18 protein-coding genes and 1 pseudogene are annotated in these 23,827 nt (G+C 69.3%); 7 read left to right on the top strand and 12 right to left on the bottom strand.

Features of this window, described 5'->3' with window-relative positions; all coding sequences use genetic code 11:
- Positions 1 to 16: 16 nt before the first annotated feature.
- From ACIQPR_RS42410 to ACIQPR_RS42400, 3 genes are all read right to left on the bottom strand, one after another.
- Positions 17 to 1,291 carry a M20 family metallo-hydrolase gene (locus ACIQPR_RS42410; RefSeq protein ID WP_403660679.1) on the bottom strand — a complete coding sequence of 425 codons (1,275 nt, stop codon included), beginning with the start codon at positions 1,289 to 1,291 and terminating at the stop codon, positions 17 to 19.
- A gap of 41 nt (positions 1,292 to 1,332) precedes the next feature.
- Positions 1,333 to 1,509, bottom strand: coding sequence for a hypothetical protein (locus ACIQPR_RS42405; RefSeq protein WP_403660677.1), 177 nt, complete (start codon positions 1,507 to 1,509; stop codon positions 1,333 to 1,335).
- 95 nt (positions 1,510 to 1,604) lie between these two features.
- On the bottom strand, positions 1,605 to 2,726 hold the full coding sequence (locus tag ACIQPR_RS42400; protein ID WP_403660674.1) for a diaminopropionate ammonia-lyase: 1,122 nt from the start codon (positions 2,724 to 2,726) through the stop codon (positions 1,605 to 1,607).
- A gap of 116 nt (positions 2,727 to 2,842) precedes the next feature.
- Between ACIQPR_RS42400 and ACIQPR_RS42395 the strand changes: the two genes are divergently transcribed.
- Positions 2,843 to 3,793, top strand: coding sequence for a LysR substrate-binding domain-containing protein (locus tag ACIQPR_RS42395; RefSeq protein WP_403660671.1), 951 nt, complete (start codon positions 2,843 to 2,845; stop codon positions 3,791 to 3,793).
- A gap of 276 nt (positions 3,794 to 4,069) precedes the next feature.
- On the opposite strand, the gene arsM is transcribed toward ACIQPR_RS42395, so the two are convergent.
- Positions 4,070 to 4,963, bottom strand: coding sequence for an arsenite methyltransferase (gene arsM, locus ACIQPR_RS42390; protein ID WP_403660668.1), 894 nt, complete (start codon positions 4,961 to 4,963; stop codon positions 4,070 to 4,072).
- A gap of 122 nt (positions 4,964 to 5,085) precedes the next feature.
- Between arsM and ACIQPR_RS42385 the strand changes: the two genes are divergently transcribed.
- From ACIQPR_RS42385 to ACIQPR_RS42375, 3 genes are read left to right on the top strand one after another with little or no spacing between them, the layout of a single operon-like run.
- Complete coding sequence (locus tag ACIQPR_RS42385) at positions 5,086 to 5,460, top strand: ArsR/SmtB family transcription factor (protein ID WP_403660665.1); 375 nt, start codon at positions 5,086 to 5,088, stop codon at positions 5,458 to 5,460.
- On the top strand, positions 5,457 to 6,200 hold the full coding sequence (locus tag ACIQPR_RS42380; protein ID WP_403660663.1) for an aquaporin: 744 nt from the start codon (positions 5,457 to 5,459) through the stop codon (positions 6,198 to 6,200). The genes ACIQPR_RS42385 and ACIQPR_RS42380 overlap by 4 nt, the downstream gene beginning before the upstream one ends.
- A gap of 24 nt (positions 6,201 to 6,224) precedes the next feature.
- Positions 6,225 to 6,647: an arsenate reductase ArsC gene (locus ACIQPR_RS42375; RefSeq protein ID WP_403660660.1), complete on the top strand. Its 423-nt coding sequence runs from the start codon at positions 6,225 to 6,227 to the stop codon at positions 6,645 to 6,647.
- Between the two features lie 544 nt (positions 6,648 to 7,191).
- On the opposite strand, the gene ACIQPR_RS42370 is transcribed toward ACIQPR_RS42375, so the two are convergent.
- The 5 genes and pseudogenes from ACIQPR_RS42370 to ACIQPR_RS42350 form a co-directional block, all read right to left on the bottom strand.
- A complete protein-coding gene (locus ACIQPR_RS42370) occupies positions 7,192 to 9,357 on the bottom strand; it encodes an RICIN domain-containing protein (protein WP_403660657.1) in 2,166 nt (721 codons plus the stop codon).
- Complete coding sequence (locus ACIQPR_RS42365; RefSeq protein WP_403660654.1) at positions 9,350 to 10,276, bottom strand: hypothetical protein; 927 nt, start codon at positions 10,274 to 10,276, stop codon at positions 9,350 to 9,352. The genes ACIQPR_RS42370 and ACIQPR_RS42365 overlap by 8 nt, the downstream gene beginning before the upstream one ends.
- 960 nt (positions 10,277 to 11,236) lie before the next feature.
- Positions 11,237 to 12,695 (bottom strand): annotated as a pseudogene (locus ACIQPR_RS42360) (NF041680 family putative transposase).
- A gap of 631 nt (positions 12,696 to 13,326) precedes the next feature.
- Positions 13,327 to 15,597, bottom strand: coding sequence for an ATP-binding protein (locus ACIQPR_RS42355; RefSeq protein WP_403660651.1), 2,271 nt, complete (start codon positions 15,595 to 15,597; stop codon positions 13,327 to 13,329).
- A gap of 1,071 nt (positions 15,598 to 16,668) precedes the next feature.
- Complete coding sequence (locus ACIQPR_RS42350; RefSeq protein WP_403660648.1) at positions 16,669 to 17,286, bottom strand: TetR/AcrR family transcriptional regulator; 618 nt, start codon at positions 17,284 to 17,286, stop codon at positions 16,669 to 16,671.
- Between the two features lie 189 nt (positions 17,287 to 17,475).
- Here ACIQPR_RS42350 and ACIQPR_RS42345 point away from each other — a divergent pair, with 189 nt between their 5' ends.
- The 3 genes from ACIQPR_RS42345 (at position 17,476) to ACIQPR_RS42335 (ending at position 21,264) form a co-directional block, all read left to right on the top strand.
- Positions 17,476 to 19,131, top strand: coding sequence for an amidohydrolase (locus tag ACIQPR_RS42345; RefSeq protein WP_403660645.1), 1,656 nt, complete (start codon positions 17,476 to 17,478; stop codon positions 19,129 to 19,131).
- 91 nt (positions 19,132 to 19,222) lie between these two features.
- Positions 19,223 to 20,704: an APC family permease gene (locus ACIQPR_RS42340; protein WP_403660643.1), complete on the top strand. Its 1,482-nt coding sequence runs from the start codon at positions 19,223 to 19,225 to the stop codon at positions 20,702 to 20,704.
- A gap of 371 nt (positions 20,705 to 21,075) precedes the next feature.
- Positions 21,076 to 21,264: a hypothetical protein gene (locus tag ACIQPR_RS42335; protein ID WP_403660640.1), complete on the top strand. Its 189-nt coding sequence runs from the start codon at positions 21,076 to 21,078 to the stop codon at positions 21,262 to 21,264.
- A gap of 180 nt (positions 21,265 to 21,444) precedes the next feature.
- On the opposite strand, the gene ACIQPR_RS42330 is transcribed toward ACIQPR_RS42335, so the two are convergent.
- The 3 genes from ACIQPR_RS42330 to ACIQPR_RS42320 all read right to left on the bottom strand — a co-directional run bounded on the left by ACIQPR_RS42330 (position 21,445) and on the right by ACIQPR_RS42320 (position 23,821).
- Positions 21,445 to 22,680 carry an MFS transporter gene (locus tag ACIQPR_RS42330; RefSeq protein WP_403660637.1) on the bottom strand — a complete coding sequence of 412 codons (1,236 nt, stop codon included), beginning with the start codon at positions 22,678 to 22,680 and terminating at the stop codon, positions 21,445 to 21,447.
- Positions 22,681 to 22,767: 87 nt separating this feature from the next.
- A complete protein-coding gene (locus ACIQPR_RS42325; protein ID WP_403660634.1) occupies positions 22,768 to 23,160 on the bottom strand; it encodes a cupin domain-containing protein in 393 nt (130 codons plus the stop codon).
- Between the two features lie 10 nt (positions 23,161 to 23,170).
- Entirely contained in the window at positions 23,171 to 23,821 is a 651-nt protein-coding gene (locus tag ACIQPR_RS42320) for a TetR/AcrR family transcriptional regulator (protein WP_403660631.1), read from the bottom strand.
- Positions 23,822 to 23,827: the final 6 nt, after the last annotated feature.

Genomic DNA, 23,827 nt, shown 5'->3' with positions numbered 1-23,827 from the left:
GGAGCGCGGGGAGTGATCAGTCCTGGTCGGCCAGGCGCAGGAGAGTGGTGGCCAGGACGTCGACGCCGCGGGCGCAGGCCTCGGGGGTGGAGTACTCACGGGGGTTGTGGCTGATGCCGTCGTACTCGCCGCGCACGAAGATCATGGCGGTGGGGCAGAGCGCGGCGATCTCCTGGGCGTCGTGCCCGGCACCGGAGAGCAGGGAGAGGTGTGCCAGGCCGTGGTCGTCGGCGGCCTGGGCGATGACCTTCTGCACGCTCTCGTCGAAGGGGACGTAGGCGGTCTTGGCCATCCGCCGGGTGGTCGACGCAAGGCCCGGCCGGCTGCCCTCCAGCTCGTGCAGGAACGCGGCCAAGGCCTCCTCGGCGCGGGCCATCTGCACGTCGTCGGGGTTGCGCAGATCGACCGTCATCTCCGCGCGGGCCGGGACGATGTTGGTCAGGTCCGGGTGGACGGTCAGATGGCCGACGGTGGCACGCAGGTCGCCGTAGTCACCGGAGTCGACCAGCTCCCTCAGCCGGACGATGATGCGGGCCGCCGCGAGGCCGGCGTCCGCGCGCAGACGGGTGGGGGTCGTACCGGCGTGGGCGGCGCGGCCGTGGATGGTGATCTCCTGCCATGAGATGCCCTGTACGCCGGTGACCACGCCGATCGGGACGTCGTTCTCGGCGAGGACGGGGCCCTGCTCGATATGGCACTCGACGTAGGCGTAGGGCGGGTCCAGCCGCGCGTCGACGGGTCCTGCGAAGCCGGTGCGGGCCAGTTCGTCACCCAGGGTGCGGCCGTCGCGGTCGGTCAGGGCGTGGGCGTACTCCAGGCCGAGGCGGCCGGCGGCGACGGCGCTGCCGAGCATGTCCGTGCCGAAGCGGACGCCCTCCTCCTCCGTGAAGACGCCGACCTCGATGGGGCGGCGGGTGGTGATGCCGCGTTCGTTCAGGGTGCGGACGACCTCGATGCCGCCCAGCACTCCGAGGCAGCCGTCGAAGGCACCGGCGGTGGCGACGCTGTCGATGTGCGAGCCGGTCAGCACGGTCCGCGCGGCTGGGTCGGCGCCCTCCCGTCGGCCGTAGATGTTCCCCATCCGGTCGATGCGGACGGTCAGTCCGGCCTCCTTCATCCATGCGATGACCTGACGACGACCGGCCGCGTCCGCGTCGGTCAGGGCGAGGCGGTTGACGCCGCGCAGGCCGGTGCGCTCGTCGTCGTACGCGCCGATCTCGGCGAGGTCCGTCAAGGACTGCCAGAGGCGGTCGCCGTCGACGGTGAGCTTCTCGGGGGTGGAACTCGTCATGGCCAGTCTCCTGGAGCGGTGTCGGAAGGGGGTGGGGCCCGTCAGCCGGAAGCGGTGGCGACGACGAGGCCGAGGCCGATGAGGGCGATGCTCGTGGTCCGCAGTGCCTCCCGGTGTCCGGCCACGAGGGCACGCCGGGTGACCAGCGCCATGTCCGGGCCCGGCACCACGGGCAGCAGGCCGAGGACGCCTGTCGCGGCCAAGAGACGGGTCAGCACGCTGTCGGCCTCCTTCTGGTCGGGCCGTTCGCGGTCCGGGGCGGGGTGCAGCCGGTGCAGGGGTTCGACTCGGGGGTCTTTCGCGGATCGGGACTTCAGCCGTCGGTGACGGCATGCGGGTTGGCCGCCCGGCCCTCGGTGCTCAGCAGCACGACGACCGAGGTCGGCCCGAGTCCCAGAGCCGTACGGCGTTCCTCGGCGCCCTCACCGCTGAGCGCCGCCCGCAGACCGGCGAGCGCCGCGGCCCCACAGGGACCCGAGGAGACACCGAAGGCGGCGAGATCGTCGGCCGCGCGGACGCTGTCGGCGTCCGTGACGGCGACCGCGGCGTCGAGGCCGCCGCGCAGGTAGGGCCAGGCGAGGCTGGAAGGTGTGCCGCAGTTCAGGCCGGCCATGACGGTGTCGCCGGTGGTCACGCTGACGGGTTCACCGAAGGCGAGGCTTTCCAGGACGCAGGCCGCGACCGCCGGCTCGACCGACAGCAACGCGGGGGCATGCCCCGAGGGACGGCTGCGGTAGTGGGCGATCACGGCCTGGGCCAGCGATCCCACGCCCACGGGCACGGCGACGAGGTCCGGTCCTGCGACGGCCCCGGCGGCCGTCAACTGCTCGTCGATCTCGGCGCAGAGAGTGGAGTAGCCCTCGACGATCCATCTTGGGATCCGCTCATAGCCCGGCCAGGCGGTGTCCTGGACCAGGACCGCGTCCGGCGCGGCGGCCTCCTCGGCGGCCAGCCGTACGGCCTCGTCGTACGGCCCGGGAACCTCGGTGACCTTGGCCTCCTCGGCGACGATGGCCGCGACCGCCGCCGGGTGCACACCCTCGGGGACGAACACGTGGGCGTCCTGACCGAGCAGCCGCGCCATGCGGGCCACCGCTCGGCCGTGGTTGCCGTCGGTCGCGGTCACCAGTGTCACCGGCCCCGGCGCGGCACCGCCGGCGGCCCGATCGTCAAGGACGCGCCGGACGGCCCAGGACGCGCCCAGCGCCTTGAAGGCGGGCAGCCCGAGACGGCTCGACTCGTCCTTGACGACAACCCGGCCGACCCCGAACTCGGCTGCCAGGGCTGGGAGTTCGACCAACGGAGTGGGCGCGTAGTCGGGCAGGGCCGCATGGAAGGCGCGCACCTCGGCGGGTACGGCGTCACAGCGCCACGTACGGGCCCCGGGCCACGCGAACCACGGCACCGTGAGTGGAGTGGAAGTCTTCTTGGTCACCCGATCAGGTTCCGCCCCTCTCTCGGGATCGGTCCAGCGAATGTTTCCGACCTATACTCATCGGAAAAACCGAGCATTCAGGTCGCTGTGCCTCAACGAGGAAGGGCTCTGCGTCGATGTTCGACCTGCACCGGCTGCGCCTGCTGCGTGAACTCAAGCACCGCGGCACCTTGGCAGCCGTCGCCGCCGCCCTCTCCTACGCCCCCTCCTCCGTCTCCCAGCAGCTCTCGCAGTTGGAAGCCGAAGCAGGCGTCACGCTGCTGGAACCCGTCGGGCGGCGCGTGCGGCTCACCGAGCAGGCCGAGATCCTCGTCGCCCACACCGAAGCGGTCCTGCAACGCCTGGAACGCGCGGAGGCGGACATCGCCGCTTCCCTGACCGAGCTGACGGGCACCTTGCGCATCGCCTCGTTCCAGACCGCCGCCCTGGCCCTGGTTCCCACCGCGCTCGGGCTGCTGCGCGACCAGCACCCGAACCTGCGCGTGCACGTCACCCAGACGGAACCGGAGCGGGCTCTGCCGGCCCTCCTCGCCCGCGACTTCAACCTGGTCCTCGCCGAGGAGTACCCCGGCAACCCCAACCCGCGCCCCGCCGGGCTCGAACAGGAAGACCTGCTCGACGACCCCCTCCACCTCGCCCTGCCGCAGCCCCCCGGTGGTCCGGTGGACGCCCCGGTCGCCGCCGAGACCCCGGTGGCGGCACTGCGTTCACTGGCGGACCATCCGTGGGTGATGGAACCCGAGGGCACCGCCGCACGGCACTGGGCGATGGCCCTGTGCCGCAACGCCGGCTTCGAACCCGATGTCCGGTTCGAGACCACCGACCTCCTGCTCCACCGCCGCCTCGTGGAGCAGGGGCACGCCGCCGCCTTCCTGCCCGACCTCGTCTGGAGCGGGCAGTCACCGACCACCCCGTTGCGACAGCTCCCACGCGGTCAGCGCACCCGGCGCGTCTTCACCGTCGTACGCCGCGGCAGCGGCGGGCACCCCGCCGTCCAGGCCGGCCGCAATGCCCTCGACCAGGCCGTCTCATCGTGCACGGTCGGTCGTGGCTCGGCACACGAGTAGTTCGTTGAACTCAGCGTGGTGGTGCTTGTTGCTTTTCATTCCCACGGCGTCGGCGATCCGCCGGCCCAACGGACCCACGGACCCACACCCTGCTCGGCGATCCGGCGTCGTCGTATGACCGCGAGGATCGGGCTTGTCGGCGCAACTCGACCCGCGCCGCCGGGATCCGACCCGGTTCCGAGCGATACGGAGCAGGGGGGCTTCACCCCGCCCGTTCCTCGGCGAAAGCCGGGGCGGGGTTCCCCACTCGATGGACTGCTCGGCCTCGTTCTTGCGTCAGCCCTGGCAGCCGCACCCTGACGCGGTCTTGGCCTCGGTCACGGTGCGAGCGGGGTCGACGGAGGTCTCGGCGGGCGTGCAGCAGGCGTCGACGCCACAGCATGCGTCCCTCGACTCGGCGTACGGGCGGGCCTTCTCGGCGGTCATCGGCTTGGTGGCGCGGACGATCGCGGAGTGCATGCCCGCGGCGACCGGGTGGGTCGCGATGACGGCGATGTCGGTGAAACCCGCGGCTTCGAGTCCGGCACGGTATTCGGCGTAGGAGAGTGCGCCGGCGATGCAACCGACGTAGTCGCCGCGCTCGGCACGCTGGTCGGGGGTGAGGGTGTCGTCGGCGACGACGTCGGAGACGCCGATCCGGCCGCCGGGCTTCAGGACGCGGAAGGCTTCGGCGAAGACGGCGGGCTTGTCCGTGGACAGGTTGATCACGCAGTTGGAGATGACGACGTCGATCGCGTTCGCGGGCAGCGGCACGGCTTCGATCGCGCCTTTGAGGAACTCGACGTTGGTGGCGCCCGCCTTGGCGGCGTTGGCCAGGGCGAGTTCGAGCATCTCGTCGGTCATGTCCAGGCCGTACACCTTGCCGGTGGGGCCGACACGGCGGGCGGAGAGCAGGACGTCGATGCCGCCGCCGGAGCCAAGGTCCAGGACGCGTTCGCCGTCGCGGAGTTCGGCGACGGCGGTGGGGTTGCCGCAGCCGAGGGAGGCGGCGACAGCCCCGGCGGGCAGAGCGGCGCGCTCCGCCGTGGCGTACAGCGTCGAGCCGAAGTTCTCGTCGGCCTCGACCGGCGCGGGTCCGCAGCAGGCGGTGCCGCCCTCGGTGACTTTGACGGCTGCGGCGGCGTAGCGGCGGCGGACGGTTTCGCGCAGGTCGGTGGACTGCTCACTCATGTCTTCGCTCCTGGATGACGGGCATGACGGAGGTGGCAGGGATGGTGGTGCCCGGAACGGCTTGTATTGATGTTTTTCGATGCAAGCTTGCGCCTTGATTCGAAGGACGTCAACATAGAAGCATGTCGAAACAAGAGCTTGAGGTGATCGGCCAGGACGCCGTCCGCTGCCCCGGCCTGTCCGCCGCGCCGCTGGACGAGGACCAGGCGGCCGACCTGGCGAAGGTCTTCAAGGCCCTGGGCGATCCGGTCCGGCTGCGGCTGATGTCGATGATCGCCTCGCGCGGGGAGAGCGGCGAGGTCTGCGTGTGCGAGCTGACCCCGGCCTTCGAGCTGTCCCAGCCGACGATCTCCCACCACCTCAAGCTGCTCCGACAGGCCGGGCTCATCGACTGCGAGCGCCGCGGCACCTGGGTGTACTACTGGGTGCTGCCCGGCGTCCTGGACCGGCTCTCCGCGTTCCTGTCCAGCACTCGGCCCGCCGGAGTTCCTGCGTGAGCGTGCAGCTCGGACGCCGGGTCGCCGCGGAAGCGATCGGGACCGGGCTGCTGGTGGCTGTGGTCGTCGGTTCCGGCATCCAGGCCACCGAACTGTCGCACGACGTCGGTGTCCGACTGCTCGCCGACTCCCTGGCCACCGTCTTCGGCCTGGGCGTGCTGATCGCCCTGTTCGGGCCGGTCTCCGGCGCGCACTTCAACCCCGCTGTGACCCTGGCCGCCTGGTTCACCGGCCGCCGCACCCCGGGCGGCCTCGCCCTGCGGGACGTCGCCGCGTACGTGTCCGCCCAGATCGCGGGAGCGGTCGGCGGGGCGATCCTGGCCGACGCGATGTTCGCCGAGCCGCTGGTGAAGTTCTCCGCCCACGACCGGTCCGCCGGCCATCTGTGGCTCGGCGAATTCGTCGCCACGGCCGGGCTCGTCCTGCTGGTCTTCGGCCTGAACCGGATCGACCGCGCCTCGCTGACCCCCGCCGCGGTGGCCTTCTACATCGGGTCCGCCTACTGGTTCACCTCCTCCACGTCGTTCGCGAACCCCGCGGTGACCATCGGCCGGGCCTTCACCGACACGTTCGCCGGGATCGCGCCCGGCTCCGTCGCCCCGTTCATCGCCGCTCAGCTGGCCGGCGCCGTAGTAGGGCTCGCCGCCGTGACCGCGGTCTACGGACTGCATGCCCCTTCGGCCCGCAGCGCGGTCGCGGCCCTGCACAGCGAACCCGAACCCGAACCCGCCGCCTCCTGACCACACCCCGATAAGGACACCGCTATGAGCTCTCCCGCCGCGCACCCGTCAGTGCTGTTCGTCTGCGTCCACAACGCCGGCCGCTCCCAGATGGGCGCCGCCTTCCTCACCCACCTCGCCGGCGACCGCGTCGAGGTCCGCTCGGCGGGCTCCGCGCCGGCCGACTCCGTCGCCCCGGCCGTCGTGGAAGCGATGAAGGAGGTCGGCATCGACATCTCCGCCCGGACACCGAAGGTCCTGACCACCGAGGCGGTGCAGTCCTCGGACGTGGTGATCACCATGGGCTGCGGCGACGCCTGCCCCGTCTTCCCCGGCAAGCGGTACCTGGACTGGCAGCTGGAGGACCCGGCGGGCCAGGGCATCGAGGCCGTGCGGCCGATCCGCGACGCCGTCGAAGCACGGGTCCGCGCTCTGCTCGGCGACCTGGGCATCCCGGCCTCCGCCTGACCGCCGACCGGTGCGCGATCAGGTACCGAAGGGCGGGACCTGCTGCACGGTGAGGTCGTCGCACGGTCGCAAGCAGCGGTGGTACTCCAGCTCACCGCAGGTGCCCCACCGAACGGAGAAACGACGCCCTTGCCAACTCAGCCGCAAACGACCCACGGCGTCGAAGCGGGCCAGCAGCGTTGACAGGGCAGGCGGGGTGCTGGTCAAGGAGACCCGCCGCGGCACCATCCGCCCCGCCCCTGGTCATCAAGAAGGACAACCCGGCCTGAGGCATGGGACAACTGCGCTGCGCTGGCCGAGGGGTAGCGCAGAAGTGGACAGCTCCAGCCCGGACGGGTGGTCGAGCACGGCGAAGCTCCTGACGGACAAGGTTGATCTTGGTCCACAACCCGTCCACCAGGAGCTTCGTCGTCCTGCCACCCTCAACCACCCCAGCCTGCGGGAAGATTGAAAAGGCCTTATTGGTACCGTGATCTCCGGAAAGGCACAGCTCTTGCTCGAAACGGGCAAGGCCATCACGAGGCAAAGCTAACTTAGACTCGGGTCAGCTGACGGGGGTGAGCTGCCACTGCTGGTCCGCGCTTCCGTTGTCGGTCCACTGCACGGCGGTTGCGCCCGCAGTCGTGGACGCGCTGGAGATGCCGAGCAGCAGGCCGCTGTTCTTGTTCACCAGCTTGACGTAGCCGCCGCCGGCGTCAACCACTTGCCACCGTTGGTCCGCGCTTCCGTTGTCGGTCCACTGCACGACGGCTGCGCCCGCAGTCGTGGACGCGCTGGAGATGCCGAGCAGCAGGCCGCTGTTCACATCCACGATCTTGTAGTAGCCCGGTTCAGCGGCGACCAACTTCCACTGCTCGTTGGTCGTACTGTCGGGTGCGAGCTGCACGGCCGCGCCGTTGGGGGCGGTCGAGGCTCCGGAGACGCCCAGGTTGAGGTTGCTGTTCTTGTTGATGATCTGCATTGCCGGGGCCGTCTGGCTCGCCACGGTGATCTGGCCGGGGTAGGCGCTCAGCAGGGGATTGGTGACCGACGACGGTGCATCGGTGTTGACTACGATCCGGTCGCTCATCCCGTCGTAGTGCACGGACAGGCTGTAGAACACCGTGGAGCCGGCGGGCTGGATCTGGTCGACGGCGGCGGCGATGATCTCCTGGACCTTGGCGGCAGTGAACAGGACGCTCTTGGCGGTGGTAGGGGTGGGCCAGCTGGTCGGGGTGGCACCGGTGGAGTCGGTCCAGTCAGTCGGGTTTTGCAGGTTGTTGATGTCCCCTGAGTAGTCGGACGGGAATATGATCACCGAGCCGATCTTCGGATCCTCGAAGGAGGCCAGGGCGCAGTTGTAGTCGGCCAGGGCCTGCAGTTGCTCGCTCGCGGTGGTCTCGCCGCCGGAGTTGCCGGGGTTGGTGTTGAGCGAGACCTGGGGCGCGCACGAGGCGGGCGCGGTGTTAGCGGGCGGCCCCTGGATGACGAGCTGGTCGGGGTACTGGGTGGCCAGCGAGTCGGTAATGGACGAGGGGGCGTTGGTCTGCGCGATGACCCGGTCGCTCATGCCGTCGTAGTGCACGGACAGGGAGTAGGTGGTGTCACCGTCGGGCTGGATCGCGTTATCGACCGCGTCCTGCACGGCGTCGATCTGGTCCAGGGTGAACATGGCGCTCTTGGCAGTGGTGGGGGTGGGCCAGCTGGTTGGGGTGGCGCCGGTGGAGTCGGTCCAGCCGCTCGGGTGTTGCAGAGTGTTGATGTCGCCGGTGTAGTCGGACGGGAAGATGATGACGGGACCGATGTTCGGGTCTTCGAACGCCGTCAGGGCGCCGTTGTTTTCGGCGAGTTCCTCCACTTCCTCCCACTGGGCGCCGGCGTCGGCCTGGACCTGGACGGCGTTCAGGGCGTGGTCGTAGACGCGGAAGTTGCGCATCTTGCCCTTGAAGTAGTGGTCCGTGGCGTAAAGGGAGCGGCCGATGAAGTCGGCGGCCGTGACTCCGCCGCCGATCGCACCCGGCGTGATGCTGATCGAGGTGTTCTGGGATACCTGCACGCCGTCCTTGTAGAGGGTGCCGGTGGTGCCGGTCTGGGTGTAGGTGACGTGTGTCCAGGTTCCGGTGGGCAGCGCGGTGCCGGGGCTGGTGGTCTTCTCGCCGGTGTAGTTGGTGGTGGTGATGGAGCTGCGGAAGTTGTTACCGCTGGCCATCAGGTAACCGTTGCCTTGGCCGTTACTGGTGTTGGTGTTGCCGAAGCCGTAGAGGAAGTACGGGGTGGCCTGGGCCGGGTCGATCCATGTGTCGAAGGAGACAGTGATGGAGTTGAGCCCGGCCATGATGTTGTTGGGGGCCTTGATGTAGGTGTCGGTGCCGTCGAAGGTCAGGCCCTGGTCGCCGCCCCAGGAGGCGGTGCCCGCGACGGTGCCGTCGTTGCCGTGGCCGGAGGAGTCGGTGGCGACCGTGCCCGAGGCCTCGTTGAGCGGGTACCACAGCAGCAGGCCGTTGACTGTGTCGGCATGTGCGGGCTCGGCCGGCAGCAGCGAGCCGGCCGCCAGCAGCAGGGGCAGAAGGGCAAGCAGAGCGGAGCGCGACCGCTTCCAGGGCGTTGTGCGCCTGCGGCCCGGCGCTGTGAGTGCGTACTCCGGCATGGTCTTCCTCGCGTGCGGGAGGTGGGCGGTCACGGTGGTTCGCGTGTCACCCGGTGCGTTGAGAGTCGGGTCGGGCTCAGCCACCGTTGCCTCCTCTGCACCGGTCGACTGTGACGCAGCCGCGGTGATACGGGTTCCCCGGGATGGGGGGGATGCCGAGGTCGGTGCTCACGCCGAAGTGGGCCGACGCGTCGGCGCCCGGGTCGTAGGAGATCTGCGCCTGCGTGTGAGCGGAGTTGCCCTCGTAGCGGTTGTAGGTGAACGTCTGGGTCCGGAAGTCGATCCTTCCGTTCGTCATGCGCGCCCTCATGCGGTAGATGCGCACGCCCATGACCGCGGTGTTCGGGATGTGGCGGACGTAGGCCCATTCCTGCTGGCTCGCGTAGCGCTCCAGCGTCGGGTCCCCGCGAACCTCGTCGGGAATGTAAAGGGCATTACGTGCCATATGGGAATCGATGACATACACGTAACTGTCCGCTTCCACCCACCCGTTGAGGCAGTCCTCGTACCGCCACCAGCCGAGTCCTGGAATGGTGGACCATTGCGCGAACCGCCCGGCCCGGCATTGGGGCTGCGACGCCGTCGAGGCGAGATTGCGGCCGCCCTGGCTGCGAGCGAAAGTCTCCGACTCCGACAGCGCCGCACTGGTGGAGATGTAGCCGCTGTTCGCGCTGTTTCCTCCGCGCACGTGGCGTGGAACGTTGTAGTCCTCGCCAACCGACGTGAAGCCGTGGCGGAAGATGTCGTACGGCGACCGCGAGTCGCCGCGGTACACCTGGGTCGGCAACTGCCGTTGGCTGACCTCGTCATTGTTGACCAGATTGGAACACGAGGTCGAGTTGCCGAAGCCTGACGAGCAGGAGTAGAGCCCCGCGGCGCGCGCCGGACTGCTCCAGAGGACGGCTTGGGTCAGCATTGCGAGGGCGGCGAGGAGCGCCGCGAGCGCCAACAGCCGATATCGCATCCGCCACCTGGGCAGACGCATTGCTGCTCGATCGAACATGAGCTCTCCGTGTCGGGGAGTGGTTGCGGCCGTGCGCCTGCGGCGCCGCCGAGGTGAGAGCGCTCTCAAGCGCAGATCAGTACATACCGTCTTCGCGGGAAGGGCGCGGCGCCGTGCGCCAGGCTGGACCCGCTGTGACCTGACACAAGCGTGGGTCCGCAGGCGCCTTCGCAGCTACTGGTGTTTCTGCGGGTCTCCCGGTACCCCGGTAGTTTTACGAGGTGGGTCGTTCCTGGCTGGCCCATCAGACAGGCGCTTGCATCCGGCTGCCGAAACCGACCTTGGCCCGGATCCTCTCCACATGGAAGTCGCCTGGTTGGGGCGAGACGATCAGCTCGGCGGCGATCTGTCAGCAGCTGAGGTGGTGGAGTAGGTTGCCCTGCGCGACTAGGAGTTGCTCGGAGCACACAACGCGTCTCGCACTGAGAGCGCGCCCGCTTCCGCTCGTGGGAGTCGGCCGCACTCTGGGCTCCAGCGGATACGGACCATGGCCGGTCGACAGGAGACGCGCTGCAGTCCCCGCCGGTAGAGCCGCTGGTCGAGGGGGCTTTGGGGCGAGCAGATGCTCGCCTGCGCTGCGGCAGCCCGGTGCCACCTGCATCGCCGCGAGCCGGCTCGCCGAGACGGTGGACGAGGTCTTCCCTCGGCACACGGATGTCGAGGTCATCCTGGGTTTCCCCGGTTGGACTCGGAATCTAGCGCGGCGCCCAGGTTATCGCTGAGATCGGAGACGACCACACCCGGTCCGCCACTTGCCGCGGTACGAACCTCCACGCCGACACCTCGCCCATCACCCGTCGCCCGGGCTCAGGCAAGGCCTATCGGTTCGACGAGATCCAACGCCCGGGCCGGATCACTGGCGGTGCGATCGAACCAGGGGCGTCAGGCGGGCATGTCCGCCGATCATTCTCAGGCTCGGGATCTGCGAAGTGACGTCCGACAGTCGACTCAGCTTGTTATTTAACCTTTGCGAGCTTTGAGTTGGTTTCGTTCGGTGATGGTCTCGGCGCGTCTGGTCGTTTTCCCCACGTCATGGTGGGGTGCGGGACGTCGGTTCTTCGATCCAAGTGGACGTCCTGGAGCTGGTGTTGAGGGTTTCGGTGCGCGGGCTGGATTGTGCAGGTAGGGGCGGAGGTTCCGAAACCCTCGCCGGACGCGGGCCGGGGTGAGGCGGGCGGGCTCGACCGGCTTCTCCCAGGGGCGGTGGAGATCGGCGGCGGCTTCCCTGGTCAGCCTCAGCTGGGTGTGGGCGGCGATCACGAGCCAGGTCCACCGGTCCGCGGCCTCAGGACTGCGGAGCTTCGGCCGGGTCCAACCAAGCGTCTGCTTGATCATGCGGAAGGTATGCTCCAAGTCGAAGCGCCTCAAGAACGCCTGCCAGCGCAGGTCGACGTCTTCGCCGGTCACTCCGGTCTTGGAGGACCACAGCCAGATCGGTAACGGGTCCTGGCCACCCGGCAGGTGGTCGACCTGGAGGCGGATCAACGTACCCTCCAGGAGCGGGAGTTCACCCTCGTGGTCGATCCATGCGGAGCGGGTTGTGAGCCGCGCGTGGATGCGATTCCAGGCCATCGCCTGAGCGGTGCCGTAGCGGTCGGTGACCTGCATTGTCTCCGCGTCGGGCTCGCCCCAGGTGTCGGGCTTGGCGAAGCGGAACTCCTTGCCGTGCTTCGGCGGCCGTCCGCCCCGAGGATAGGCCAGGGCGTACTCATTGAGAGAGGGCGACGGCCGCCGCATCACCCGGTCCGAACGCATCCGCCCCAGCACCTCGACCGGCAGCCCGTCCAGGAGGTAGGCCATGCGCGGGGCGTCGTAGCCGGCGTCGAAGACAACCAGGTTCTCGGAGTCCTCCGACTCCCACTGGCCACCCCTCGATCAGGTCGGTCACCACACGGCGGACCTGGGCGGCGGTGACCTCGGCGACATCGTCGTCGGGGCCGAGCCGGACGGCATCCAGCAGCTGGCACCACGAGGTCCTTCCGGCCTCCGAGGCGGCAACGAAGGAGTACGGCCAGCCGGGGACGAACTGGTCGCTGGAGCGTCCGTTACGACCATAGACATGGCAGAACAGACGGTCCGGGCTGCACGGGGCATCTGACCGCAGCCAGTTGGTCACGTCGACTGCGAGAACGAGCCGGTTGTCGGCGGCCTTGGGCTGCGGCAGCACGGCCAGCGCCCTGCGCAGCCCGTCCACGTCGACGCGGCCGCAGTTCAACGCGTCGTACAACGCGCCGTGCCCACGACGGTGCTCGGCCAGCAGCGTCAGGTCAACCGGCGAGGTCACCGGCCCGTTCTCACAGAGCATCGCGTCGGTGATCTCGAACAGCGTGTCACCGCGCCGTGGCAGGCACGCGTACAAGTCCTCCCGGAAGTGTGACGTGAAGTCGAGAGCGTCCCGCCGGGCATCGTGGTCCAGCACACTCACCTCAGCGGCCTTCGTATGAAGTCTGATTCCGTGGTGGAACGCAGGATCATGCGAGGGCCGTCCGCTTGCCCGGCGAATCCCCGGACGAGTGAACCCGTTCGAAGCGACGTTCGGAGTCATGGCACCATGGTCGGCATGACGACAAACCGAAAGGTCCATGCCGCGTAGACGGCCAGGACGCATCCGAACGGGCATCTCCCGCCGCGACCGGACACCAGACGCAAACCCCGTTGTCGACGGCCTGTCCTCGCGTGCACTGTCAGAGATCTACCGTCTCGAACGCACCCGGAATTATCTGCAGCCAGGCGACGTCAGCGCGGCCGTGCGCTTGTGGAAGGACTACGTCCGTCGTCCTGAGCGCGAGCTGTGGCACGACTACCAGTGGGGCAACGTGCATTGGTACTGCTGCGGCAATCCCCTTGAAGCGCGTGCTCTCCTCGACGCCGTGACGCAGGCCGTGTCGCCTCGAACTACCCGCGAACTCCGCCAGATCATCAGCAGCTTTGATGACGTCTGGAACCAACCATCACCGCCGTACGACACGGACAGAGGATAAAAGACAAGCTCAGCAGCTGTACCGGATCGCCGAGTGGCCGTCGGTCTACCCACTCCACCGGGCGTGGCTTCACTGGGTGGATGGTGCTTGCGTGGCCCACCAGGCAGCGACCTGTGCCCGGCCGCTGAAGCCGAGCTTGGCGCGGATGTTCTCCACGTGGAAGTCGACCGTGCGCGGTGAGACCACGAGCTTTCCGGCGATCTTCCGATTGCTCAGCCCCGTGGCCACCAGCGCCGCCACTTCCCTCTCCCGGCGGGTCAGCGGGCTCGGGATGGCAGTGTCCTCGGATGCCGGATCGATGCCGCCGCCCAGAGCGAAGTCGATGGCCTGCTTGGGGTTGTCGCTGCCTCCCCCGACCGCGAGTGCCCTCTCGTAGCCCTCCGGTCCCAGTGCTCCTGCAACCAACTGTTCGCATTGCGCGTGGTCGTCGTCCAGCGGCGGACCGAACGCGGAGATGCTCACGCCCACATCACGCCACAGTTTGCGCGTGGAACCGAGTATCCGGGCCGCCCGCTCGTACTCGCCGTAGGAAGCGATGATCCAGGCGAACGTCTCCAGCATCAGTGCCGCGCTGAGCGGCTCGTTGAAGCCCCGCTCGATCTTGAGCGCGGCTTCGATCAGCCCCAGGGCTCCCTCGCGCTCGCCCTGCCTCCACGCGTGGCAACTCAGCGTCCACAGTGCATGCGCGCGAGCCCACCATTCGCCCTGCGCCTCCGCCGACGCGACCGCCTGTCTGCCGGTCGCCCTTCCCCGTGGATCTCCCAAGTCCATTTGCACGGCGCCTAGTTGGAACAACTCGAACAGCGCCGAACCTTTCCCCGTTGCCACCGTGTGGGAGGCGACCGCACTCTCAAACAACGGCATGGCCTCAGCCAGCCTCCCCTGGAACGCCGCCTGCATGCCACGAAGGCCCACGACACGCGCGCGCAGCGCCCGGTCCTCCTGCTGCTCGCCCAGCTCTTCGGCTTCGGCCAGCCACCGGTCAGCCGCCGGGCGGTCGCTCTGCAACAACGCCACCCAGGACGCGGCGCACAGCGCCCGGGCGCGAGCCGGGGTCGGTTCGAGCGCGGCAGCGAGCACACGGTCAAGTTGACGGCGCCCTTCGGTGAGGAATCCGCCGACGCACCAATGGAAGCGCAGCGCCGCGGCCAGCGCCAGGGTGGCCTGCGGATCATCGTCCTGAGCCAGAGCGGCCAACAGATTGGCGTGTTCGGCACGCAGTCGGGTGAGGGCCTCCTCCTGGCCAGGGCCGTACCAGCGGTCGGCGATGCGCTCGGCAAGGGCGAGGTGGAAGTCGCGGTGCCTGCGCATCAGTCGCTCTTCCTCGCCGGACTGGGCGAGCCGCTCCCGACCGTAGTCTCGGACGGTCGCCAGTAGCCGATAGCGGGGCAGGCCCTCGTGCTCGATGGGCAGGACGACGGACTGGACGACGAGCCGGTCGAGGACGTCCAACACCTCCTGCTTGGGAAGGCCCTCTCCGGCGCAGACGTCCTCGGCCGCGTCCAGGCCGAAGCCGCCGGCGAAGACCGCCAACCGGCTCCACAACAGGCGCTCGGCCGGGGAACACAGCTCGTAACTCCAGTCCATCGCCGCGCGCAGCGTACGCTGCCGCGGTCGCGCGGTCCGGCTGCCCCCGGTGAGCAAGGCGAAACGGTCCTCCAGCCGGTCAGCTGCCTGCTCGACGGTCAGCGTACGCAGCCGGGACGCGATCAGCTCGATGGCGAGCGGCAGCCCGTCCAGTTCGGCACAGAGCCGGGTGACCGTGTCCCAGTTGGCGTCAGTGATCCGGAAGTCGGGCCGTACGGCGCACACGCGGTCCCGCAGGAGTTCGACCGCCTCATCGGGCACCTTCAATGGCGGCACGGTGAACACGTGCTCACCCGCGATGCCAAGCGTCTGGCGGCTCGTCGCCAGCAGACGCAGTCCGGGGCAGGCCGACAGCAACGCGTCCGCCAACTCGGCGCAGGCATCGACAAGGTGTTCACAGTTGTCCAGCACGATCAGCGCCTGCCGCTCGGCCAAGCGCTCGGCAAGCCGGTGGAGGGCGGGTCTGCCGCCGAGGTCCGCGATACCCACAGCTGCGGCGGCCGTGGTCGCCACCGCCGAGGGGTCCCGTACCGGTGCCAGGTCGACCAGCCACGTCCCGTCGGGAAAGGTCTTCGTCACCGCGGCCGTAAATTCCAGCGCCAGCCGCGTCTTGCCCACGCCACCCATACCGGTGAGTGTCAGCAGCCGCGAGGAGCTCAGGACACGGCGAACCTCGGCGATGTCCTGGCGCCTGCCCACGAACGAGGTGAACGCTTCGGGGAGGTTCCCCGTGCGCGACACAGGAGCGGTCATGTCAGTCGCCTCCCACCAGAGCGAACCGCGCCCGAACACTCACTCGCCTGCCGGTCGGCGGCCGTACGTGCCACAGAATACCCACTGACATTTCACATATCACTATGCCTCGGGCTCCAGGGTTCGCGGACACGTTCATACCGTTGCCGGATGCGGGTGCCTGGCGAGAAGGACCTGCGCGGCAGGTCGGGCCGGGATCGAACGACCTGCTGGAGAACAGGGAGCTGACCGTCCAGCCAACTGTCCGCGACGCGTCGGCACCGGACGCTATGGACTGGCTGATCAGCAGCGCGGATCTGGCCGCGTGCCCGCACCTGATCCAACTGGACCTGTCCGGCCAGGGTCGGGGTAATCGTCGAGTTCAGCACCACCGGGGCGTGCACTCCCAATACGATCGAACCGGTGCCGGGCAGGCTGGCCGAGGACTTTCCCTGCCTGCTCGTGCCGGCGGTAGACGTGCGCCGAGGACGACGAGGCCGTACCGACACCAGTGCCACTACGCGACGGACACGAGATCTGGCGGTCGGCCATCGACGACGACACCGACGTCGAAGTGACGCTGCCGACGGCGTTGCAGGCCGCCCACCGGCCCGGGTGACCGGCGCCCCCGAGGGGCCGCCCCCCGTACACCCGGCCGGTGAAGTGCGCCCATGTCGACGAGAAACCTGACGGCGTGGCTGCGAGTCATGGGCCATTGGCTCTCGTCGTCGCAATGAGCTGGCCGATGTTCCGCTCGGCGCGCCGAGCGAGGCCCTGCCGACCGTCAGCAACGATGAATGGTGTGGATTTTCCGATGACCGGAACGACACGCCGTAACGCGGCACACGGCAGTAGCCGCGCCCTGTGGACCCTACGGTTGCTGCCACCGAGAAGTCGAACAGCCCGGTCCGGGATGACGATCGGCGAGAAACTCGGCATGAGCTGGGTGCCGGTCCGGGAGTCCCTGCGGAGCAAGTCGATCCCTATCCGCCCGAGACCATCGGCGACTTACTGAGGCGATCATCGACAGCGACTCTGTCAAGTCTGTGAAGTCGACACCGCCATCGGGACGTACACCCACCCGGAGACGAGTCAGTTGTCGGAAAGAAGCTGGCGGAAGCCGGTGAGCATGGCTCGCAGGCCGATGTCGAAGGTGTGCTCCGCGCGTGTGTGGTCGGAAGGGGTTCGGTCGAGTACGGCGCTGAGGTGCGGGGTTGTTTCGCGGGTAACGTCGGAGACCATGACCGAGGGCGAGACCAGGTCGAGGGCGGAGCCGAGGATGAAGCTCTCCAGCGCGTTGATCAGGGGCATGACCTGGGCTTCGGCGAATCCCGCGGCGAGCAGCAGTTCGGCAACCTTCTCGTACATGGCATGCATGAAGGGCTCGGCGAGCGGCGCCACGGCGAGCAGCGGGACCGCGCCGGGATGGGATGCGAAGGCGGCCAGGTAGGAGCGGGCCCAGGCCTCCAGTGCCCGCTCCCACGGCTCGGACCAGTCCTGATCGATGCCGCCGGTGGTCAGAGCCAGTTCCTCGCGCATGAGCGAGATGATCTCCTCGCGGCCCGAGACATGGTGGTAGAGGGCGGACGGAGCGACCCCGAGGCACCGGGCGAGGGCGGGGATGGTGAGGGTGCCCTTCTCGTCGGCCAGGCGCAGTGCGGCTGCCCCGATGCGCCGCCGGTCCAGCAGGGGTGTGCGTGGTCGTGGCACGGGGTGGTTCCTCGTCTCCTGTGTCCAGAGGCCGACCCGCTCGGGCCGTCGTAACCCAGACGTTACTGAATATCTTTCAGTAAAACTCTTCCGCACCGCCCGGGCGACGCCTACATTACCGGAAACCGAATGCCATTCAGTTAATGCGTTCGAGCCGCAGAACCAGGCCGGGAAGGGCACCACCACGCCATGTACGCAGACACCGTCTTCACCGGGGGAATCATCCGCACCGGGGGCACGGACGTTCCCGTCCATGACGTCCTCGCGGTCACCGACGGCCGGATCAGCGCACTGGGCCCGGAGGCCTCGGCCGCGTGCGGACCCCGTACGACCGTGATCGACCTGGCGGGCGGAGCACTGCTGCCCGCTTTCGGCGACGGACACGTGCACCCGGTGCTCGGCGGGCTCGGGTTGCGTGGTGTGCCCGTCCGGGAGTGCGTGTCGGTGGAGGAGATCGCCGACGCCGTACGACGCTGGGCCGATCTGCACCCCGAGGCCGAGTGGATCACCGGCGACGGCTTCGACCCGTGGCTGGCACCGGACGGGCTGTTCGACGCGCGGTGGCTGGACGCGGTCGTATCCGACCGTCCGGTGCTGCTGCGCACCTCCGATCACCACACGGCGTGGGTGAACAGCGAGGCCTTGCGGCGTGCCGGGTACTCCGCCGACGCCCCGGATCCCGCGGGCGGTCAGGTCGTCCGCAGGGACGGCAGTGATGTACCGCTGGGCACGCTGCGCGAGTTCGGCGCCCTGAACCCCGTCCTCGCCCTCGTTCCGACGCCATCTGCGGAAGAGCACGTGGACGCGCTGCGCGACGCGGCAGCCCGGTTCGCCGCCTCCGGGGTGACCTGGGTGCAGGACGCCCTGGTCCTGCCCGACCACGCCGAGGTCTGGGTCACCGCCGCGACCACCGGGCCGGGCTTGCCGGTCCGCGCCGACCTGTGCTTCCTGCTGGAGCCCGAGGGTTGGCGGGAGCGAGTCGGCCGCTTCCCGGCAGACCGTGAACGGGTGGAGAGCGCCGCGCCCGGGCTGATCACCGCACGGAGCGTCAAGTTCTTCGCGGACGGGGTGATCGAGGCGGGCACCGCCGCCCTGCTGGAGCCCTACACCGACTGTCCGGACTCGCATGGGATGGCCACCTGGACACCCGCGGAACTCGCCGAGGCCGTCACCGCCGTGGACGCGCTCGGGTTCCGACCGCACATCCACGCCATCGGCGACGGCGCCGTACGCGCGGCCCTGGACGCCATCGAGCAGGCCGACCGCACGAACGGACCACGCGACCGGCGCCCGGTCATCGCCCATGCCGAGTTGATCGATCCCGCCGACCTGCCCCGTTTCAAGACCCTCGGAGTGATCGCCGGCCTCCAGCCGCTTTGGGCGCAGTGCGACCCCCTGATGACCGAACTGATCCTGCCGAGGATCGGCACGGAACGCGGGCGGCGGCAGTACCAGATCGCCTCGCTGCTCACCCGCGGTGCCCGCGTCGCCTTCGGCAGCGACTGGCCGGTCACCGCTCACGAACCACTGCGGGGCATCGCCACCGCGGTCACCCGCCAGACGCCCGAGGGAACTCCCGAGGGCGGCTGGCTCCCCGAGGAGCGGATCGACACCGCGACCGCACTCGCCGCCTACTCCGCGGGCTGCGCCCACCAGGCGTTCGAGGAGAAGGACTGGGGCGCCCTGCGCCCCGGGATGCGTGCCGACCTGGTGCATCTCGCCGCCGACCCGGTCACCACCGCACCGGCCGACCTCGCACACCTGCCCGTCATGGGCACCTGGCTGGCCGGCCGCCGCACATACGGCGCCGGCCTCTCCACCCCCTCGCGTGCCGCGAAAGGTTAGACGTACGGTCAGTACGCCGACGCCACGACCGGCCCGCGGGTCAGGGGCAACCCGCTCATCCCCTCGCTCACACGCGCCACGCGGAGACACCATGACCGAGCCCCTCGTCCCCACCGCACCTCAACAGCCCCCACAGACCACCAGGACCGACGCCAGCAGCCACCTGCGGCGCGGCACGCTCGGCCTTGCCGACATCGTCTTCTTCGTAGTGGCAGCCGCCGCCCCGCTCACTGTGATGGCCGGTGTCGCGCCACTGGCCATCCTCTTCGGCGGCATCGGCGCCCCCGTCGCCTACCTGGTCATCGGCATCCTGCTGTGTTTGTTCGCGGCGGGCTTCACCGCCATGACGCCCTACATCCGCAACACGGGCGCCTTCTACTCCTACATCACGCGGGGGCTGGGACGCCCGGCCGGCCTCGGTGCGGCACTGCTCGCGCTGTTCTCCTACAACGCCCTGCAAATCGGCGTGTTCGGTGCCTTCGGCTTCTTCGCCGCCGGCACCGCCAACGATCTGTTGGGCGTCGACCTGCCGTGGTGGACGTACGCCTTCGCGGGAGTGGTCCTCGTCTGGTTCCTCGGCCTGCGCTCCATCTCCCTGGGGGCCAAGGTGCTGGCCACCCTGCTCATCGCCGAGACCGCGATCCTGGTGCTGCTGGCCGGTGCGATCCTGATCAAGGGCGGAGCGAGCGGCCTAAGCCTGGACTCCTTCGCACCGTCCCACGTGTTCACCTCCCAGATGAGCGCGCCTCTGGGGCTGGCCGTTGCCGCCTTCACCGGCTTCGAGGCCACGGTGATCTATCGGGAGGAGGCGCGTGACCCCGACCGCACAGTGCCCCGCGCCACCTACGTCGCCGTGGGCTTCCTCGGCCTCTTCTACACATTCGTCGTTTGGGTGATCGTGCAGGGGTTCGGCAACGACGGCGCCGTCGCAGCGGCGGCGAAGAACCCGGCCGAGATGTTCTTCACCGCCATGACCCAGTACGTCGGCAGCTGGGCCACCGACCTCCAGCGGGTCCTCATCATCACGAGCCTGCTGGCCTCCCTGCTCGCCTTCCACAACGCGATCACCCGTTACGGATACGCCCTCGCCACCGAGCACGCTCTGCCCGCGCCGCTGGGCCGGATCCATCCCCGGCACGGTTCGCCGTGGATCGCGGGCCTCGTGCAGAGCCTCCTGGCGGCGGTAACCGTGGCCGTGTTCGCGGCGATCGGGGCCGATCCGTACAACCAGTTCCTGCTGTGGGTTAACACCCCCGGGGTGATCGGCATCCTCGTCCTGCAGTTGCTGGCGGCCTGCGCGGTCGTCGCCTTCTTCCGCCGCAACCCCCCGCAGCGTGGCGAGGGACGGCTGCGCACCCAGGTCGCCCCCGGCGCCGCCGCGGTCCTGCTCGCCGCCACCACCGCTCTGGTCTGCACCCGCCTGAACCTCTTCACCGGTGCGAGCCCGGCGGTCAACTGGACCTTGATCGCCCTCACACCGGCCGTCTTCCTCATCGGTGTCGTCCTCGCCGCCCGAATACGCCGCACCCGGCCCGATGTCTACGCGAGGCTCGCCACAACCGACGTGGATTGAGCGGTCCTGCGGCCTGACGGGCTCACGGCGCTGTCCCGGTGCCCGACTTCAGTTGAGCGCCGGGACAGCGCCGTCCGACGCACCGATCAGGTGTCTCTCGCCGACCTCCCCAACCGCGAGGAGGGTGCAGCACCCGCCACGCACATCCGCCGCAAGAACACGCCGCCACGGCTGGCCGCCGAAGCCGACGACACCTCACTGGACTACGTGTGCCACCGACTCACCACCCGGAGTGCCGCCCACCCTCGGGCCCTCGCCCTTTCTCTCGTCGAGCGGCTCTTCAGGGACAAGCGCCTCCCAAAAGTCCTGGCCACGCAGCGGGCGATCTTCGTCCGTAACCCCTGGCGCCGTGAAGCACACTCGTGGGCCGGATGGCGGCCATCGAGCCCGCTGGCGCTTCCTCATCCGGTCTCCCCCTGCTCGCTGCGCCCTCGTCGGGCCCCGGCTTCGGCTACGCCATCGGATTCCTCCTCTTGAGCGAACTCGCCCGCCTCGGCACCGACATCCTGGAGACCAGCGCACTGACGACCATGGACAACGGCATCGTCTCCAGCTGGTAGGAACAGCATGGTGGCCACGGACGTTCACCGCGAAGCCCAGCGCGCCAGCGCCTTGGGCGTCACGCCATTGACTACCACCGGCTTGCATCGGCGCGTGTCGTGCCACCGCGCCAATCAGCGGGCTCCAGCACCGTCGACTAACGCCGGATGATCTACGGCCGGCACGGTATCGCCGTCGATTTACGCCGAGCCCGCGTCGCGGGCTGTGGCGTTCACGTCGGCATCGACGGCGCGCCTCCCGGGCGATCCCCCGGTCTCTACCGCCGGGGCCAGCAAAGCGGCACACAGAACGCAGGTCAGCACGACGAGCATGGCAGTCCGCAGACCGAAGTGGCCGCCGAGGAAGCCGAGTCCGGGCGGACCGACGAGGAAGGCGACGTAGCCGATGACGGCCACGAGGCCCACCCTGGCCGTCTGGTCCGGACCGGACTCCCCGGCGGCCGAGAGAGCGAGCGGAAAGCCAAGGGCCGCTCCGAGCCCCCACAGCAGTACGGCAGCTCCGGCCAGGACAGCGTTGTCGGAGACGATGACGATGAGCAGGCCCAGCGCACCGGAGAGGGCGCTCGCGCGGACGACGACGGTGCGGCTGAAGCGGTCGAGGAAGAACGTGCCGGCGAAGCGGCCCAGTGTCATCGCCGCGGCGAAACCGGCGTACACAAGGGAGCCCGCCGTGGCGGTCATGCCGTGGCCGTCGACCATCAACAGGGGCAGCCAGTCGTTGGCCGCCCCCTCGGCCAGCGCCATCGCGAGGACGATCCCGCCGATGAGCAGAAGCCTCCCGTCCTTCCACACCGCCGGGCGACGCCTTCCCGCGCCCGCTGCGCGCGCCTCCTCGGGCGCGGCACGGCCGGTGCCCTCCGGGATGCCGGGGAGGGCGTAGAGGAGGAGGCCGACGGCGAGCACGACGACCGCCGCGAGGTGCCAGCGCACCGGTATACCGGCCGCCGTTGCCGCCATGCCTGCCCCGGCGCCCAGCACCGTGCCCAGACTGAAGCAGCCGTGCAGTGCGGGCAGAGTGGTCCGGCCGCCGACCCGCTCAACGTCCGTGCCGTCGACGTTCACCGCCACGTCGCCGACGCCCAGGCCAGCGCCGAAGGCACACAGGCCCACGGTCACCGTCAGCGCCGACGACAGGGCGCTCCCCCAACTGATCGTGGCCATCCCGGCGATGAGGAGCCATGTTCCCCAGACGATGACGGGCCGGGTGCCGAACCTGGACACCAGCCGCCCCGAGCTGGAGATGCCCGCCATCGAGCCGAGCGACAGGCCGAACAGCACCAGTCCCATCTGCCCGGTGGAGAGGTTCAGTTGGTCCCGGATCGCGGGCGTGCGCGTCACCCAGGAGGACATCGCTATCCCCGCCAGCAGGAAGAGCAGGAACAGCGCGTGACGCCGCCGACGCACAGCCTGTTCCATGAGGCCCCTTCAATCCGCCCGACCTGGATAAATGTACATGCCATTTCAGCACGACAGAGAGCGCTTTCAAGCAGATCCGAGGGTGGGCTACAGGGCGGATCCGTCGGAGTCCTCCGCCGATTCCAGGCGCACATAGGCGTGCACTCGACTCGCCGCCCCCTGCGGGTTCGGGCCGTAGACGGCGAGCATGCGGGCGTACCCGGGGGCCCAGTAACGGCCGACGCTGCCAGCCGGGACCCGGACGACATCGCCCGCCAGGGCCTCGACTGTCTCACCGTCGCAAGCAACGAACAGGCGGCCCTCCAGGACGTAGTTGAACTCGTCGTGGGGATGTTCGTCCGTCCATGACTCGCCCCGGAGCTCCCACTCCATGAGGGCCACCCCCGGCCGGCGGTCCTCACCCGGTGGCACGAAGGCGTGGCCTTTCGGCCGCCCCTCCCGGCGGACGAGGGGACTTGAGGGGTACTTCTGCGGCGCCATCGCTACCCCTTCAACCCTTCGCGAGTTCCAGCAGCGTCAGCGTGGCGCTGTTCGCCTTCTCGGCCAGCGGCGCGAGCGACCGTCGTTTGCCGTCCCACATGGCCCAGCGGTTCGCGCCTTCGAGGACGGTCATGACGAGCTTGACCTGCTGGACGGACGGTCCGAAGCCCATGTCCTCGGCGGCGGCACGGTAGAGCGCCTCGTACAGATCGACCCAGGCGTCCACTTCCTCCCGCAGCGCTGGCGGGAGGAAGTGCACGACCTGATCTGTCGCCACCAGCAGGTCCCACAGGTTGCTTTCGGGAAGCTCGATCTGGCGGGTCAGGTGCACATGCACCATTCGGCGCCAGCCATCCCTGGGGTCCGCGACGCCACGCACTTCTTCGAGCAGGGCGATGCCGAACTTGTAGAAGTGCCAGCGGAGGGACTCGGCAACGATCTCGTCCCGTCCGTCAGGGAAGTGGTTGTACAGGCTCGGGGCCTTGATGGACATCTCCCGGGCGATCATCCGCATGGTGACCGAGTTGAACCCGTTCTCGGTGGCAAGGCGGAGAAACGCCTCCAGGATCGCTCTGCGGGAGGCGCTCTGGCGACTCCAGTCGAGCTCGCTGAGGTGCTTGTCGAACTCCTCGACGGCACGGGGCCACCGCTCCTCGGCCACTGCCTC

The organism is Streptomyces sp. NPDC091280, assembly GCF_044768565.1.
Classification (GTDB): Bacteria; Actinomycetota; Actinomycetes; order Streptomycetales; family Streptomycetaceae; genus Streptomyces.
This window is presented reverse-complemented; position numbering and strand designations above follow the sequence as displayed.

Coding starts and splice junctions, on each gene's coding strand:
- ACIQPR_RS42355 (WP_403660651.1), bottom strand. CDS start 15,597: ATGACCGCTCCTGTGTCGCGCACGGGGAACCTCCCCGAAGCGTTCACC.
- ACIQPR_RS42385 (WP_403660665.1), top strand. CDS start 5,086: ATGTCGAAACAAGAGCTTGAGGTGATCGGCCAGGACGCCGTCCGCTGC.
- ACIQPR_RS42395 (WP_403660671.1), top strand. CDS start 2,843: ATGTTCGACCTGCACCGGCTGCGCCTGCTGCGTGAACTCAAGCACCGC.
- arsM (WP_403660668.1), bottom strand. CDS start 4,963: ATGAGTGAGCAGTCCACCGACCTGCGCGAAACCGTCCGCCGCCGCTAC.
- ACIQPR_RS42365 (WP_403660654.1), bottom strand. CDS start 10,276: ATGTTCGATCGAGCAGCAATGCGTCTGCCCAGGTGGCGGATGCGATAT.
- ACIQPR_RS42345 (WP_403660645.1), top strand. CDS start 17,476: ATGTACGCAGACACCGTCTTCACCGGGGGAATCATCCGCACCGGGGGC.
- ACIQPR_RS42325 (WP_403660634.1), bottom strand. CDS start 23,160: ATGGCGCCGCAGAAGTACCCCTCAAGTCCCCTCGTCCGCCGGGAGGGG.
- ACIQPR_RS42375 (WP_403660660.1), top strand. CDS start 6,225: ATGAGCTCTCCCGCCGCGCACCCGTCAGTGCTGTTCGTCTGCGTCCAC.
- ACIQPR_RS42410 (WP_403660679.1), bottom strand. CDS start 1,291: ATGACGAGTTCCACCCCCGAGAAGCTCACCGTCGACGGCGACCGCCTC.
- ACIQPR_RS42330 (WP_403660637.1), bottom strand. CDS start 22,680: ATGGAACAGGCTGTGCGTCGGCGGCGTCACGCGCTGTTCCTGCTCTTC.
- ACIQPR_RS42335 (WP_403660640.1), top strand. CDS start 21,076: ATGGCGGCCATCGAGCCCGCTGGCGCTTCCTCATCCGGTCTCCCCCTG.
- ACIQPR_RS42340 (WP_403660643.1), top strand. CDS start 19,223: ATGACCGAGCCCCTCGTCCCCACCGCACCTCAACAGCCCCCACAGACC.